Here is a 15,168-nt window from a genome sequence, read left to right on the forward strand (position 1 = left end):
CGGACGATTTCGCGACGGGCCTTACCCTCCTTGATGCGGCGCTCGTAGTAGTTCTAGGTGCGCGGGTCGACCCGCAGGCGGGTGAACACGATGCGGTGCAGCGCGGCGCGGGCCTGCCGGTCGCCGCCGCGGCGCCGGACCTGTCGGCGTCCCGAGGAACTCTTGACTGGACTGACCCCGCACAAAGCGGCGAACGACGCCTCCCCGTCCAGCCGCTCCAGGTTGCCCCCCACGGTGACCAGCAGAGCGACGGCGGTGTCCGGACCGATCCCCACCACCTCGAGCAGCTGCAGGGCATGACATTCCACGAGGGCCAGACGAGCGTCCATATCCCGGATCTGCTCGGAGAGCTGACCGATCCGGTTAGCCACAGGCTCAGCCACCCTGCGCTCAGTGCTGCGCGTGTGCACCCGTGACAGCCGAGCGGCGCCGACTACGGCACCGGGAGAGGCTGTGGGAGGGAAGTGACGCTTCGAGCAGGTGGAGTGCAGATGTGGCGGACGCTGTCGCGGTGGCGGGCCCGGGCGCATTCTCGGGTAGCGCGGCTGGACCGGCTGCGGGAGAACGAAGGGACCCTGCTGGACCGCCTGTACGGGACGGCGTACGAAGACGTCCGCTTCCCGCCAGCGCGTGAATTCGACGACAGGGCGTCGGCAGACGTACTGCGGTTCGTGCTGCGGCTGGGACATGAACTGTTCCTCGCCGGGGCCTCGACCCGGGACATCCAGACGGCTGTCGTCGCAGTGACGGCCGCGTGGGGCATGCAGAACCTGGAGGTCGACATCTCCGGGCGTTCCTTGCAGGTTCAGTACGCGCCGCCGAAACGCGCGCCGGTCGTGATGCTGATCGTCCTGGGGTCGGAGGACACACGCGACCTCAGCCGACTGACGGCACTGGAGCGGCTGACCGTGCGGATTGTCGGTGAGCGGCACGCACCGGCCGACGCGAAGGCGGCGCTCGACCGGCTGGTGTCGGCTCCGACGCGATGGCCGTGGTGGTTCACGCTGAGCGGCGGCGCGGTGCTCGCGGCCATGCTGTGCGTGCTGGCGTCCGGCACGGTGCGCGCGGCGCTGCTTTCGCCGCTGCTGTTCCTCCTCACCAACCGCGCCGCGTGGGTTCTGTCCCGCACGGGGCTGCCCTCGTTCTACGTCACGGCCGCGCAGACGGCTCTGCTCATGGCGGGCACCATGACACTGATCGACGTCGGGGTGCTCAGCGGCCCCGAGGGCGCGAGCACCGTCGCCGCCAATGTGATCCTGATGCTGCCGATCCTGACCGTGGTTTCCCTCACCGAGGACGCGATCGACGGCTTCCGGTCAATGGCGGCGGCCCGCGCGGTGAGCCTGCTGATGTTCTTCGCCGCACTGGCGGGAGGCATCCTCGTCGTCGCCTTCCTGCTGCGGGCCTTGGATACCGACGCCCGCAACACGACGCTCGCCACGCTGCCCGTCTGGCTCACCCTCGTCACCAGCGGTGTCGGCGCCCTGGGCAATGCCGTGTTCATGGGCGGCGGGCCTCGCTTGGTGCCCTGGGCCGTGGTGGCGGCGCTGATCGGTGCGGGTGTGAAGATGCTCGGCATGACCCAACTGGGCTGGTCAGCCCCCCTGGCTACGGGATTTGCCACCACTGCCATGGGCGCGGTGTCCGCGGCGATCGGGCCGCGCGCCGGTGTCCCCGCGCGGGCGGTGCTGATCCCGGGCATCGCGGGCAGCGTGCTGCCCGGCCCCGACCTGTACCGCAGCATGCTCCAACTGGTCCTCGGCGTCCCCGGGGCCCACCAGTACCTGGTGACGACCTTGGCGTCCGTGGCGGCCATCGGTGTCGGCGCCGTCCTTGGCTCGCTACTCGGGGCGGGCAGCGAACGCAAGTGGGGCCGACGCTCCGCTCCCGCGAGGGCGTCCGAGTCCCTCGCCCACGAGTCCTAGCAGCTGGCGGGGCTCCCCGCCCTCCCCCGCGATCAGATCCTGCTCACCCCGTTCGCAGGTCGCGGCCTTGGTCTCGACGGGGAGGACTGCCAGGACACCAATTGGACGAGAGATGGAACCGAGCCACCGCATCGCACGACCCTGCCCGATCGAGCAGCGAGTAGCGCGCGAGTGCGCGGAAAGGCACTGCGACGATCAAGTGGCATGGCGTGATCGGCAGGTCTAGCCTGAGCAAAACGCGTCGGCCATCGGTGCGCTCCCGCGTGGCGGAAGGTGAGGGTCTTGAGCCCGTCGAACGAGGATCAGGAACAGCTGGAGCCCAGCGTTGGTCCCACACCCAAAGCTGAGCCGGAGTTCCACCCCTATCACCATCCGGCGGCCGGCTGGGGTGCCGCCAAGAGCGTGACGCAATTCCTCGTGCGTGAGGGCGCATTGGTGGACGGGCCGCGGGCGATCATGCGGATGAACCACGAGAACCGCGGCTTCGACTGCCCCGGCTGCGCCTGGCCGGACGACACCAAGGGTCTGCACCTCGACATCTGCGAGAACGGCATCAAGCACGTCACCTGGGAGATGACCCGCAAGCGCGTCGGCAGGGAGTTCTTCGCCGCCCACTCGGTGACCGAACTGTACAGCTGGAGCGACTACGCCCTGGAGAACCAGGGCCGGCTGACGGAACCGATGGTCTACGACCCCCAGACGGACCACTACGTACCGATCAGCTGGAAGGACGCCTTCGAGGTGGTCGGCCGTACGCTGCGCGGCCTGGACGACCCGAACCAGGCCGCGTTCTACACCTCGGGCCGCCTCGGCAACGAAGCCACGTTCCTCTACCAGCTGATGGCCCGCGAACTGGGCACGAACAACCTGCCGGACTGCTCCAACATGTGCCACGAGGCCAGCGGCCGCGCACTCACGGCATCCCTTGGCACGGGTAAGGGGACCGTCGACCTCAAGGACTGGGAAGCCACCGACGCGCTGTTCATCATGGGGGTCAACGTGGCCTCCAATGCACCCCGCATGCTCACGGCACTCGCAGAGGCGTACGACCGTGGCACTCAGATCGTGCACATCAATCCCCTGGTCGAGGCCGCCGCCACCCGCACCATCGTCCCGCACGACTTCACGGACATGGCGCTCAACAAGGCCACCCGGACCAGCACCCTGAATCTCCAGCCGCGCATCGGCGGCGACATGGCCCTTATCCGCGGCATGGCCAAGGCCGTCCTGGAGCAGTCCAAGACAGACCCCAAGGCGCTCGACCAGGAGTTCATCGACCGTCACACCGCGGGCTTCGAGGAGTACCGGGACCGGTGCGAAGCCACGAGGTGGGAGGAGATCGAGCAACAGTCCGGGGTCAGCCGTGACGACCTCCTCAAGGCGGCGCGGGTGTACCGCGACGCCGACCGCAGCATCTTCAGCTGGTGTCTGGGTGTTACCCAGCACGAGCACGGCGTCGACACCGTCCGGGAGATCGTCAACCTCCTGTTGCTGCGCGGCAATCTGGGCCGGGAAGGCGCGGGCCCCTCCCCCGTACGCGGACACAGCAACGTCCAGGGCAACCGGACCTGCGGCATCGACCACCGCCCGCCCCCGGAGTTCCTGGACCGCCTCGCCAAGGTCTGCAAGATCGACCCGCCGCGTGAGCACGGACTGGACACCATCGGCGCCATCCAGGCGATGCAGCGCGGCGATGTGAAGGTGTTCGTCGGCATGGGCGGCAACTTCGCCCTCGCGGCGCCCGACACCCCGTACACCTACAAGGCCCTGCGCAACTGTGAACTCACCGTCCAGGTGAGCACCAAGCTGAACCGCAGCCACCTTGTCCACGGCCGCCAGGCACTCATCCTTCCCTGTCTCGGCCGCACCGAGAAGGACCATCAGCGCAAGGGGGTCCAGAGCACATCCGTCGAGGACTCGATGAGCATGGTCCACCTGTCGGTCGGCATGAAGCGCCCAGCCTCGTCGCGCCTCCTGTCCGAGCCCGCGATCATCGCCGGCATGGCACACGCCGCCCTGCCCGACAGCGCCACTCCCTGGGCCTGGTACATCGAGGACTACGACCGCATCCGCGACACCATGGCGCAGGCCCTCGACGGCTTCGAGGACTTCAACCGCCGCGTGCGCCTGCCGCTCGGCTTCCGCATCAAGCAACCGGCGCGCGAGCTGGTCTTCCTCACCCCCTCTGGAGCGGCCGAATTTTCCGCGCCCCCGCTGCCCGACGTCGTGCCCGCCCCCGGGACCCTGGCGCTCGGCACGATGCGCTCCCACGACCAGTGGAACACCACGATCTACTCCGACAATGACCGCTACCGAGGCATCAAGAACCTGCGCACGCTCGTCTTCATGAACCAGGCCGACATGCGCGAGCGCGGCATCGGCGAGTTCGACCCGGTCGACATCACCAGCACCGCGAAGGACGGCAGCCGGCGCCACCTCAACGGCTTCCTGGCCATCCCGTACGACATCCCCCGGGGCTGCACGGCCGGCTACATGCCCGAGATGAACGTCTTGTGCGCACTGATCGACTACAGCACCCAGAGTGACCAGCCGATCATGAAACACGTCAACGTCACCATCGAGCCTGCCGCCTGAGCGCCGCATGAGGGTGGCTTCACGGCCCTGCGGGCAGCACACGGAACGGTGGTACCCGCGCGGTGTCGTCGCCCACCACTGCGTGCACCTCCTCCCGGAGAGCGGGGTCTCAGGCGCCGCGAGCAGGCGGATGAGGAGCCGAGGGCCTCCGGGACGTGCGGCAATCGCGGAAGTGTCGAAGGGCGGCAGGTCCGTGAACGCCGTCAACGGTTCGGCCAGGGCATGGCCAAGCGCCACTGTCAGGGGGCGGGTGAGGGCAGGCAGAGGTTGTCCGGCGCAGCCCCGGGCGAGGGTCCGAGCCCGCTCCCACGCCATGGCGTGACCGGCTCCGTTCCTTCCGGCCAAGGCCCCGTCCCGGGACGCCTCTCGCGTACAGACGCCGCCGAGCAGGCGTCGGCCGGACGCTTCGGGCCGCCGGTCCCGACTCCCAGGTGCATCTGGTGGGGGCTGTGGTGGAGATGCGCGACTCAGACGCGGGCGAGCTGTGGCCCCAGAGACCGACCCGACCGGACTCGCAGCCACCGAGCAGCACGCCTACCTGCTCCATGGGGAGCTACACCACCGGGACGCGGGGCCGCCCGCGGGGGCCCGATCGAATGACGACGACCTTCGCGTTCGCACAACAGTTGGCACACCATGGCCGCAGGGGCGTTCGGCTGCGGTCGCAGTGTGAACGAGCCCTCGAGGAGGTATCCGGCCAGCTCGTAGACGACACGCGCCGCGACGGCCTCGGCTTCTCGACCGGCTCCGGAGTGCAGGACGGCATCGCCCAGCCGTGCAGCTCTTTCACCAGCAGCACCCGCCCGTCGTACACGACGACCGCCTGCACCGCGTCCTCTTCAGCGTGCTCCACCATCATGGCTACAGCCATCCCCCTGCTCCCTTGGCGCGCCCCCCGGCCGACCGATTTCCTCGAACCGGCCCTGCCCATCTACCCGCCGCCGAGCGGCGGCGCGCCGCTCCATCTCCCCCTTTCCGCGCCGCGAGCACCACGGGCCGATCATGGTCCCGGCCGTACTATTCATCCGCCTATGCCAGGCTCGTTGTATGACTCCGGCAAACACCACTGGCGCCGACGGTGCCACTGTCTACTACGGAGAACTGGACAGCCCTCATTCGCTGGACGTGTTCCTCGAACTGCGCGACCAAGCGAGCGGGCACACGGCGGAGAGTCTGCTCGGCACGATGCGCCAGGCCGCCGACGAGGGCCGGTTCCTCGTCAAGTTCCACTTCGCGGCGCTGATGGACGACGTTGTCGGCGGCAATGGTTCGCTACGTGGGCTGAGCGCACTTGCCGCGGCGAGTGACGTGGGACAGCCTAAATTCATCGAGTACTTGGCGGCTCTGTTCGCCGCACAGCCCTCCCCTCCCGGGATCGACAGCTTTTCTGATTCCTCGTTCCTGCTGGCGGAGGCGAGCCACGTCGAAGGGCTGCGATCCCCGGAATTCGACCGCAAGATCACGGCAGACACGTATCTGTCCTGGGCTGGTGACGCAGTCGGCTCTTTCGCTTCCTTCAACTTGGCGGGAACGCCGGTCGTCTGGTACGACGGCGCAGCGATTCCCGTCGTGAAAATGGAGGGCGGATTCGAAAGAGGCCCAGCCTTCACACCCCAGGAATTCCTGGCGCAACTCTCCCGAATGACCGAGGGTTGATGCAGATACTTCACTGCGCCGATCACTGAGAACGCAGCTATCGTGGTGATGCATGAGCACCTGGTTACCCCGCAATGCCGTGCCCCGGCTGACGATCGCCGTGGCCCTGGGAGCCGTGGCCGGTGTGTCTGTGGGCTTGGGGACCGATGCCGTGTTGGGAGCTCTGGCCGGGATCGCCACGGCGGAATTGCTCTTCGTCGTAGCGGGATGGGTCGTGCTGTGGCCGATGGACGCCGCCACCACGAACCGAGACGCCCGGCGTGAGGATTTCCGCCCCGTCACCGATGAACTCGTCGTGGTGGCGGTCGCGTTGTGCGGGCTGGTGGCCATCGTCCTTCTGCTACTGGTCGGTGCGTCCGGCTTCGGACACGTGGGTGCTGCCATCGCGCTCGGTGGCGTCTTCTTGGCCTGGGCTGCCCTGCACTTGATGTACGCCACCCGCTATGCCTACGTCTATTACTCGGCCTCCGGTGGGATCGACTTCAACTCGGATGCCCCACCCGCGTACCGGGACTTCTTTTACTTCAGTTACAACCTCGGCATGACTTACCAAGTGTCCGACACCAATGTCTCCAGCTCGGTGATCCGTTCGATAGCACTGCGCCACTGCCTGCTGTCCTATGTTTTCGGCACAGGGATTCTCGCGACTGCCATCAATTTCGTCGTGGGCCTTGTCGCAGGTTGAGGTTCAACAAGGCATTGTCGCTCCCCAGCGACCGGTAGCATCTCCGGGGTCGGACGGGAGCAGTCATGGTTGATCGAATCGCTGGCGATGGACGCGATAGGGCTCAGATCGCCGCGCTCACCGAACTCGCGACGTGGGCCGAGCGGCAGCTACCCACGTTGATTGATGACGTGTGCGCGGCCGCGCGCGACCGTATCGACCTGTACCACGAGGGCAACGTCGTTTCGCACGACGATCTGCATCACTCCATCGCGCTCAACCTGCAGTTCATTGTCAACGGTCTCAAAGACCCGGATCACACGCCCGATCTTGCGGCGCCCTCCGAGACGGGACGACGCCGTGCACAGCAGCGGGCTCCGCTGCCCGAGGTGCTGCACTGCTATCGCATTGGGTGCGCAATGCTCTGGGACCTGCTGCTCGACCGTGCCCGTAGCAATGCCCGACCGGGGGCCGTGGACGCGCTGATCGACGCGTCGAGCACGTTGTGGCGGCTCTCCGACGAGCACGCGCTCGCGCTCACAGAGGCGTATCGCGCCGCTACAGCGGAGATGCTGACCGCTCAGCAACGACGGCGGTCCGCCTTGGTCGAGGCGCTGTTCACGGGACAGTTGGTGCTCGGGGCTGGTGCATGGGAAGTCGGGAAACTGCTCGGCCTGCCACTCGACGCGCAGCTGATGGTGGTGGCCGCGGAAACCGCCGGCCTCGCTGAGGAGAGCTTGCCCGGCGTGGAGCACCGCCTCGCGGAGATCGGTGTCGTCTCGGCCTGGCAACTCACCCCCACCCTCCAGACTGGCGTGATCGCCCTGCGCGACGAGCAACGAGACGCCATCCTGGCCGCGCTGAACGCCACGGCCGCCGCCCGCACGGGCGTGAGCCCCATGCACTCCTCCCTCGCCGAGACGCCGCGTGCCCTGCACCTCGCCCGTTGCGCGCTCGCCGAGATTGCGCCCGGCAAGGCAGAGGTCAGCGTGTTCAGCCCCAGCCCGCTCGCCGCATTGATCGCCTACGATCCTGACGAAGGACGGCGTCTGGCCAAGGATGTGCTCGGCCCGGTGCTCGACCTGCCGCCGGAGGACCGCGACGCGCTCCTGCACACTCTGCATGCCTTCGTCGACCACGCCGGATCCGCCGACCGTGCCGGACGCGCCCTGCACTGCCACCCCAACACGGTGCGGTACCGCTTGAACCGACTCCGCGACCTCACAGGCCGCTCGCTCAGCGACCCGCGGGCCCTGGCCGAACTGGTCACGGCGGCGGACGCGGTCCGCCTCAAGCCCAGCGACTGGTCCTGACCCGCGAGCAGCTGTCCGACGGTGAACTCACGCAGCGCCCGCCCAACGCGTTGTCGGCGACGGGCTGGACTGGGGGGCCGTGCGCACCCTGGAGCTGGATCAGCCCTTGCCGAGAGACACGACGGTCGCGCGAGCCTGGCCGTCGGGCGTTTGGTAGGCCACCGAGTCCCCGACACCACGGCCGAGAAGCGCACGACCGAGTGGGCTGTCTTCCGTCACCTCGGTCCGGTCCAGCGGTTCGGCGACCTCACCGATCTGCATCGTCTGGGAGGTGCCGTCGGAGAAGCGCACGGTGACCGTGCTGCCCACGCCCACGACATCGCCGGAGGGCGGGCCCGCCTCGTCTGCCTGACGGAGCCGCAGCATGATCTCGCTGATACGGGCGTCCAGGTGCCCGAGGTCATTGGAACGCTCCAACTCGTCGGCCTGGTCGGCGCGGTCGCCCTCGTAGTCGACGTCGCGCAAGGTTGACGCGACCTTGGCGCGTTCTTCGCGTAGTCCGTCCAGCTCTTGCTCCAGAGCGCGACGGGCGGTGTCACTGATTGGCTCCGGCTGACCGGTCATGGGGGCTCCCGCTGTGTCGAGTCCGGTGTCTCTATGGGCACCATTGGCTGGGTGAGCGAGTCACCTGTATCTGACTCACGGAGCCGCCGACTCCTGAGCAGCAACGACCCGCTTCAGCTGCGCTGACATGTAGGGCCTCAACTCCACCTCGGGGGTCTGCTTTTCTCCGACCCACATCAGGTCTCCGCCGACGAGGCCGTAGAGCCGCTTTCCGCCGGTGTACGGAGCGGACTTCACGGTACGCGCGACGGTGTCGGTGACGAGGTCGATCTGCGGCTTCTTGTCCGCGAGTTCGCCGTACCAGACCTCGGCGACTCCCTCGTTACGGACCAACACTGCTTCCACCTTGCGGTCCTCGCCGATGCGCCAGAAACCGGACTCCGTCTCCAGCGGGCGGACCAGCGAACCGTCCCCGTCAAGTACCCACGTACGCGACAGGTACTGGAGCACGTCGCGGCCGTCATGCGTGAAGTGCATCTCCTGCCCGAAGTTGCACTTCTCGGAGCCGGGGAATTCATGCACTCCTGCCCCCTCCCAGGTGCCCAGGAGGAAGGCGAGGGGGACGAGGGCGGGCTCGAGGTCGGAAGGAATCTCGATCACGGGTAACTCCTGCCGCTGGGGTATCCGAACGCGCGGCGCGCCTCAGCTCTCGTAGTCGGAGGGAGGGAACGGATCGCGTTCCTTCTTCGGGGCGGTGCCCGTCGGCATCTCGCCTCGGTCGGCCTGCCGATCGACCTCCGCATCGGCTTCCTCGTACTGCTTGGTGGGGGCCTCAGGCACATCTGCGGGCAGTCCGACTTCGCGTCGGTCTTCCTCGGTCCGTCTGTCGAGTTCTGCTTCGTCGGGCCGTCGGGGCATACCGCGGCCATGGCCGCTGCCCCGCCCCTTCTCGACCTGCTCGGTGGACTTCTCAACCTGCTTGTTGGACTTGTGGTGATGCACCATCGTTCCCTCCTTGAGGTGAGCGCCCGGGCGCCGCTGCGCCCGGGCGTCCTGACCGGCATTGCACCTGCCTCCGAGGGAAGCGGATGCAGGACTGCCCGCGTCAGGCGTCGGATGTAGTCGACGTATCGGCGGTGTCCGCGGAGTCCTCGTCCTCGCCTGCGTCGGGCCGCCCCCTGCGCACCGTGCAGTGAAGCGTGTCGGCTTGTACATCGGCGACGATCGTGTCCCCGGGGTCGGCCTCGCCACTGAGCAGGAGGGAGGCGATCCGGTTGTCGAGCTCCCCCTGGATCGTGCGCCGCAGAGGGCGGGCGCCGAACTCCGGCTGATAGCCATGGGCGATGAGCAGTTTCTTCGCGGATTCCGTGACCTCAAGGTTGAGGCCCTGCGCGCGCACCCGGTGTTCACTCTGGTCGAGCAAGTGGTCCACGATCTTCGCCAGATCGTCCTCGGTGAGGCTGTGGAAGATGATGATGTCGTCGATGCGGTTGAGGAACTCGGGCAGGAACCTGGACCGCAGGTCGCCCATCAACTCGTCCTTGAGCTCGGACGTGTCGCCCTGGTGTTCCAGGATGCGGTGCGCACCGATGTTGGACGTCATGATGACGACGCAGTGCCGGAAGTCGACCGTGCGGCCCTGACCATCTGTCAGACGCCCGTCGTCGAGGATCTGCAGCAGCGTGTTGAAGACGTCGGGGTGGGCCTTCTCCACCTCGTCGAACAGCACCACGCTGTACGGCTGGCGCCGGACCTTCTCGGTCAGCTGGCCCGCCTCCTCGTAGCCGACGTAGCCCGGAGGGGCCCCGACGAGCCGGGCGACCGTGTGCTTCTCCTGGAACTCGCTCATGTCGAAGCGGACCATGCGGTCCTCTTCGCCGAAGAGCAGCTCTGCGAGCGTCTTGGCCAGTTCCGTCTTGCCGACACCCGTCGGGCCCAGGAAGAGGAATGACCCCACGGGACGGTTCGGGTCGCCCATACCGGCGCGGTTTCGGCGTACCGCCTGCGAGACCGCGGTGACCGCCTCGTCCTGGCCGACGATCCTGTCGTGCATCTCGTCTTCGAGTTTGAGGAGCTTCTCCTTCTCGCTGGCGGTGAGCTGCGAGACGGGGATGCCGGTACGGCGGGAGACGATGTCCGCGATGTCGTTCGCCGTGACCGAGACAACGCCCTCGCGGCGCTCCTCGACACCCGCGAGCTCGCCCTGCGCCTCGGCGATCTGCCGCTTCAGCTCCGAGGCCCTGTCGAATTCCTCCGCGGATACGGCCTGGTCCAGCTCACGGCGCAGCTTGGCGATCCGGTCCTCACGGCTGACCACCTCGGTGGAGCGGCCCGCGCTGCGCAGTCGTACACGGGCTCCGGCCTGGTCCATCAGGTCGATGGCCTTGTCGGGCAGGAAACGGTCGCTGATATAGCGATCGGACAGTTCCGCCGCTGCCGCCAACGCCCCGTCGGCGAAACGGACTTGGTGGTGGGCTTCGTACGCGTCGCGCAGCCCCTCCAGGATCTGCACCGTCTCCTCGACCGTCGGCTCGGGAACCAGTACGGGCTGGAAGCGGCGCTCGAGCGCGGCGTCCTTCTCCACGTGCTTGCGGTACTCGTCGATGGTCGTCGCACCCACCACGTGGAGCTCGCCGCGCGCGAGTGCGGGCTTGAGCATGTTGCCCGCGTCCATCGATCCCTCGCCCGTCGCGCCGGCCCCGACGACCGTGTGGAGTTCGTCGATGAACAGGATGATGTCGCCGCTTGCCTTCTGGACGTCCTCGATGACCTTCTTCAGGCGCTCCTCGAACTGCCCTCGGTACTGCGCGCCTGCCACCATCCCGGACAGGTCCAGGGAGACGACCCGCTTGTCCTTCAGCGTGTCGGGGACTTCCCCGGCCACGATGCTCTGCGCCAGACCCTCGACGATCGCGGTCTTGCCCACGCCGGGCTCACCGATGAGTACGGGGTTGTTCTTGGACCTGCGCGAGAGGATCTCGATGGTCTGCTCGATCTCCTCGGCCCGTCCGACGACCGGGTCGAGCCTGCCGGCCTTCGCCTCTTCCGTCAGGTCCCGGCCGAACTCGTCCAGAGTCGTGGAGGGCTGCTTCTGCCCGGCTGGGGCACCGTCCGCACGAGCCGCCTGGTCGGTGAGGCCCGAGAGCTTCTTCCGGTCCAGGCCGTCGGCCCGCAGCAGTTTGGCCGCGCCCGTGTCGCTGTCGTCAAGGAGCGCACTGAGGATGTGCTCGGGACCGATGTAGGACACTCCCGCCGCCTGTGAATGGGCATAGGCGGTGGCAAGCGTGCGCTTGGCCGCCGGCGTGAGTCCGGGCTCGGCGGACGGCTCGCTCGATTCCTGAGGAAGGACCTTGACAATCTCGGCCGCGAGGGTGTCCGGTTCGACGCCCGCCTGCGCGAGAATCCGTCGAGCAGGATCGACCTTGGTGGTCGCCCACAGAAGATGCTCCGTGTCGAGGTCGGACGTCCCGTCCTGGGCAGCCCGCTGAGCCGCCAGGTTGAGGAGTTCCTGCGACGACTCGGTCAATAGCCGCCCGATGGGTACACGCTGCATGGCCGGCGGCGATGAGGCCGGTGACATACCAAAAAACCGATTCAACATCTCGCTGAACGGATCCGACGAACCAAAGCCGAACGACGACATCGACATGGCAACTCCTGGTGCGCGGTGTTTTCCTCCACCCAACCGCCACACCTGCTGCACCGCAAGCGGACTTCTGCGGCACGGCGCCCACCATTGATATGAGCCTCCAGCTCTGGTGTTGGTCACAAGAGGTTCTGTGTGCCCATACAAGAATGCATCCACTCAATGGTGCGGCGTATACCGCGTTGACAATGGAATGATGGAACGCCCCTTTAGCCTTCCGAGCATGCACCAGGGGATGGAGCTGCCTCCGCAGTTCCGGCAGGAGTGGCTTCAGGCCGGCGTGCACCATCTCCACCAGGCGCTGCGCATGACACAGCTGTGCGGTCACGCCCGCGGAGGCACGGCGGGCAGGTCGTCCAGGAAGTCGGCAGTCGGAACGTAGAAAAGACACCCGGTTACGGCAGTCGAGAAATCGAGGAGCCTGTCGTGCACTCCTGGGCGTCGGCCGATGAACATGTTCCGCAGCATTTGCTCGGTCACATCAGGGGTGCGCGAGTACCCGATGAAGAAGGTGCCGAACTCGCCGCGGCCGACCTGCCCGAACGGCATGTTCTCGCGCACGATCTTACGTTCGTTGCCCTTCTCGTCGGTGATGGTGTTCAGCGCGACGTGGGAGTCCTCGGGCTTGACGTCATCGGGCAACTCGACATTGTCCGACTTGCGCCGCCCGATGGCCTTGTCCTGTTCGGCCGCGGGCAGTTCGTTCCAAGCCACCAGGTCATGCAGGTACTTCTGGATCGTCACATAGCTGCCCCCTGCGAACTCGGGGTCCTCATCCCCGATGAAGGCGGCCTCGGTGGCGACCTGCCCCTCGGGGTTCTCGCTGCCGTCCACGAAGCCGAGCAGATCACGCTCGTCGAAATACTTGAAGGCATGCACCTCGTCCACCACGGAGGCGGCTCCGCGCAGTCGCTCCCCGAGCAGTCGGGACAACTCGAAGCAGAGGTCCATACGTCGGGCCCTTACATGAAAGAGCAAGTCGCCGGGGGTGGAAGGGGCGCAGTGCCGCTCGCCGTTCAACTCCACGAACGGATGCAGGCGTTGGGGCGGTGGTCCGTCGAAGAGCCGGTCCCAAGCCGCCGAACCGATGCCCACCACGCACGTGAGCTCATCGCTCGGGGCGCGGAACGCCACGGAACGCCGCAGGCCCGCGACATCCTCGAGGAGGCCGCGCACCGTGTCCTCACCACCGGGAGAGAGGGTGGCGACAAGGAAGACGGTGGCTTGGGCCGGCGGGACAATCACGGGCTGCGTCTCGACCACAGAAGTCAGTCCTCCGTGTTCTTCGCGTAGGTGGCGAGTGGGGGCTACAGGCTCGCCCTGCGACGTCGCGTGACAGCAGGCCACCTCGATCGCTGGCCCGGCTGCGACGCACCATCAATCCTGCTGCATTCCGACGCAATTCGCTCGGGATCCACTCGCGTACAACCAAGCGTTGGTGAAGCCAACAAAAGCCTATGGAGCGCCGTACAACGGTCCGGGGATCCAGCGTCGGCTTCCGCTTCCAGAGCGCCTGCGGCGGCTGGGGCCGTGTGCCCGATCCGAAGCGGGCCAGACCGCCGTCGGTACCGCGACCCACGGTTCCGGCCGGCCCTCGCCGCCCTTAGCCAGCCCTTTCTGGGCCCAATACAGGTGCTCAGGGAGAGGGTCCACTGCCATGCCGAAGCATCCCTCAGGGCCCCGCCGTCCCGGTAACCCGCCCCATTGGTGCCGTAGCCCACTCAGCGGATCGGCAGCGTCATCCAGCGTTGACGGCAATGGACGGGAGCTGTATAGGGCCGAGAGGACTGATAGCCCGGCCCCCCGGACCATCCTCGTCGCCCGCGTCAACTCGGTTGGTCGTACGTGTAGAAGCCCTGACCGGACTTCACGCCCAGGTGGCCGGCGTCCACGTACTTCTTCAGCAGCTCCCTGGGGCCCGCGGGCAGATAGGGGCGTTCCTGTGCGTAGTGGTTCTCGATGTCCAGGACGACGTCCAGGCCGACCTGATCCATCATTCGGAAGGGCCCGGTCCCCAGCCCCGTATTGATCTTCCACATCTCGTCCACGTCCTCAGGCGTGGAGACCCCCTCGGCCACGACCTCCAGCGCCTCACGCTTGATGGCGGCCCAGACGCGGTTGAAGATGAAGCCCGTGGACTCCTTGTGCGCCACGAAGGGGAAGATGCCGAAGCGCGGCAGTTCGCGCGTGAGCAGGTCGAGGATGCCGGGGTCGGTGTGTCCGTCGGACATGAGGTCGATCGCGTTCTGCTGCGGCGGCATGTAGAAGTGCATGTTCAGTACGCGCTCGGGGTGTTCGACATGGTCGATGAACTCACTGGTGGCGTACGACGAGGAGTTGCTGGCCAGGATGGTGTCCGGCTGGGCCGCCTGGTCCAGTTCCCCGAAGATCTCCTTCTTGAGGTCCAGTCGTTCCGGGATCGCCTCCACGACCAGCCAGGCGTCGAGCAGGGCCTCGGCCAGGTCATGGGTGACCGTGACCTGGCCAGGCTTTCCGCCCTCGACCCTTGCCGCGATCTCGGCCACGTGCTTCTCGACGTAGGCCAGCGCCGCCTCGTCGGCCTGTCGTGACTTGTCGTAGATCCGTACGAGTCCGCCCCGTGTGGCGAACATCAGGGCGATCCGTCGGCCGAGGGTGCCGGCGCCGATGACGGCGACCGGCCGGTTCTGGATGTCCGTGGGGAGGGTGAAGACCATCTCAGTTCTCTTTCTGGGGTAATGAGGCCAATGGGATCCGTCGAGGCGGGGCCAACTCGCCCCTCTCACCATTCGGTGGACCTCATCACCGAACGACTCGGGTGGTCCATTCAGACCAGTACGACAGGCAGGCCGGACGACCCGGTGTGACTGCTGGACATTGGTCCGG

At 67.2% G+C, this 15,168-nt stretch carries 12 protein-coding genes; 5 read left to right on the top strand and 7 right to left on the bottom strand.

Annotated elements, in window-relative coordinates:
* Positions 1 to 53 precede the first annotated feature (53 nt).
* Positions 54 to 371: a transposase gene (locus ACGFX9_RS26500; RefSeq protein WP_393476853.1), complete on the bottom strand. Its 318-nt coding sequence runs from the start codon at positions 369 to 371 to the stop codon at positions 54 to 56.
* A gap of 120 nt (positions 372 to 491) precedes the next feature.
* Here ACGFX9_RS26500 and ACGFX9_RS26505 point away from each other — a divergent pair, with 120 nt between their 5' ends.
* The 5 genes from ACGFX9_RS26505 to ACGFX9_RS26525 all read left to right on the top strand — a co-directional run bounded on the left by ACGFX9_RS26505 (position 492) and on the right by ACGFX9_RS26525 (position 8,153).
* Positions 492 to 1,925 (top strand): threonine/serine exporter family protein, encoded by a 1,434-nt coding sequence (locus ACGFX9_RS26505; RefSeq protein ID WP_393476856.1) that lies wholly within the window; start codon positions 492 to 494, stop codon positions 1,923 to 1,925.
* 282 nt (positions 1,926 to 2,207) lie between these two features.
* The gene (locus tag ACGFX9_RS26510; RefSeq protein WP_393476860.1) at positions 2,208 to 4,520 is read left to right on the top strand and encodes an FdhF/YdeP family oxidoreductase; all 2,313 of its coding nucleotides are present in this window, start codon (positions 2,208 to 2,210) and stop codon (positions 4,518 to 4,520) included.
* 1,047 nt (positions 4,521 to 5,567) lie between these two features.
* Positions 5,568 to 6,176: a thioredoxin domain-containing protein gene (locus ACGFX9_RS26515; RefSeq protein ID WP_393476863.1), complete on the top strand. Its 609-nt coding sequence runs from the start codon at positions 5,568 to 5,570 to the stop codon at positions 6,174 to 6,176.
* Between the two features lie 52 nt (positions 6,177 to 6,228).
* On the top strand, positions 6,229 to 6,861 hold the full coding sequence (locus ACGFX9_RS26520; RefSeq protein ID WP_393476865.1) for a DUF1345 domain-containing protein: 633 nt from the start codon (positions 6,229 to 6,231) through the stop codon (positions 6,859 to 6,861).
* Positions 6,862 to 6,926: 65 nt separating this feature from the next.
* Positions 6,927 to 8,153: a PucR family transcriptional regulator gene (locus ACGFX9_RS26525; protein ID WP_393476867.1), complete on the top strand. Its 1,227-nt coding sequence runs from the start codon at positions 6,927 to 6,929 to the stop codon at positions 8,151 to 8,153.
* A 99-nt stretch (positions 8,154 to 8,252) separates the two neighbouring features.
* On the opposite strand, the gene ACGFX9_RS26530 is transcribed toward ACGFX9_RS26525, so the two are convergent.
* The 6 genes from ACGFX9_RS26530 to ACGFX9_RS26555 all read right to left on the bottom strand — a co-directional run bounded on the left by ACGFX9_RS26530 (position 8,253) and on the right by ACGFX9_RS26555 (position 14,999).
* Positions 8,253 to 8,717: a GreA/GreB family elongation factor gene (locus ACGFX9_RS26530; RefSeq protein WP_393476869.1), complete on the bottom strand. Its 465-nt coding sequence runs from the start codon at positions 8,715 to 8,717 to the stop codon at positions 8,253 to 8,255.
* Between the two features lie 75 nt (positions 8,718 to 8,792).
* The gene (locus ACGFX9_RS26535) at positions 8,793 to 9,317 is read right to left on the bottom strand and encodes an FABP family protein (protein ID WP_393476871.1); all 525 of its coding nucleotides are present in this window, start codon (positions 9,315 to 9,317) and stop codon (positions 8,793 to 8,795) included.
* A 42-nt stretch (positions 9,318 to 9,359) separates the two neighbouring features.
* The gene (locus ACGFX9_RS26540) at positions 9,360 to 9,662 is read right to left on the bottom strand and encodes a hypothetical protein (RefSeq protein WP_393476873.1); all 303 of its coding nucleotides are present in this window, start codon (positions 9,660 to 9,662) and stop codon (positions 9,360 to 9,362) included.
* 100 nt (positions 9,663 to 9,762) lie between these two features.
* Positions 9,763 to 12,306, bottom strand: a complete 2,544-nt coding sequence (locus tag ACGFX9_RS26545; RefSeq protein WP_393476876.1) for an ATP-dependent Clp protease ATP-binding subunit — start codon at positions 12,304 to 12,306, stop codon at positions 9,763 to 9,765.
* Between the two features lie 321 nt (positions 12,307 to 12,627).
* The gene (locus ACGFX9_RS26550; protein WP_393476878.1) at positions 12,628 to 13,566 is read right to left on the bottom strand and encodes a Dyp-type peroxidase; all 939 of its coding nucleotides are present in this window, start codon (positions 13,564 to 13,566) and stop codon (positions 12,628 to 12,630) included.
* A 563-nt stretch (positions 13,567 to 14,129) separates the two neighbouring features.
* Positions 14,130 to 14,999: a 3-hydroxyacyl-CoA dehydrogenase family protein gene (locus ACGFX9_RS26555; RefSeq protein WP_393476881.1), complete on the bottom strand. Its 870-nt coding sequence runs from the start codon at positions 14,997 to 14,999 to the stop codon at positions 14,130 to 14,132.
* Positions 15,000 to 15,168 lie beyond the last annotated feature (169 nt).

This window comes from Streptomyces sp. NPDC048436 (assembly GCF_043200355.1).
Lineage (GTDB): Bacteria > Actinomycetota > Actinomycetes > Streptomycetales > Streptomycetaceae > Streptomyces.

Coding starts and splice junctions, on each gene's coding strand:
- ACGFX9_RS26545 (WP_393476876.1), bottom strand. CDS start 12,306: ATGTCGATGTCGTCGTTCGGCTTTGGTTCGTCGGATCCGTTCAGCGAG.
- ACGFX9_RS26555 (WP_393476881.1), bottom strand. CDS start 14,999: ATGGTCTTCACCCTCCCCACGGACATCCAGAACCGGCCGGTCGCCGTC.
- ACGFX9_RS26530 (WP_393476869.1), bottom strand. CDS start 8,717: ATGACCGGTCAGCCGGAGCCAATCAGTGACACCGCCCGTCGCGCTCTG.
- ACGFX9_RS26540 (WP_393476873.1), bottom strand. CDS start 9,662: ATGGTGCATCACCACAAGTCCAACAAGCAGGTTGAGAAGTCCACCGAG.
- ACGFX9_RS26525 (WP_393476867.1), top strand. CDS start 6,927: ATGGTTGATCGAATCGCTGGCGATGGACGCGATAGGGCTCAGATCGCC.
- ACGFX9_RS26520 (WP_393476865.1), top strand. CDS start 6,229: ATGAGCACCTGGTTACCCCGCAATGCCGTGCCCCGGCTGACGATCGCC.
- ACGFX9_RS26505 (WP_393476856.1), top strand. CDS start 492: ATGTGGCGGACGCTGTCGCGGTGGCGGGCCCGGGCGCATTCTCGGGTA.
- ACGFX9_RS26515 (WP_393476863.1), top strand. CDS start 5,568: ATGACTCCGGCAAACACCACTGGCGCCGACGGTGCCACTGTCTACTAC.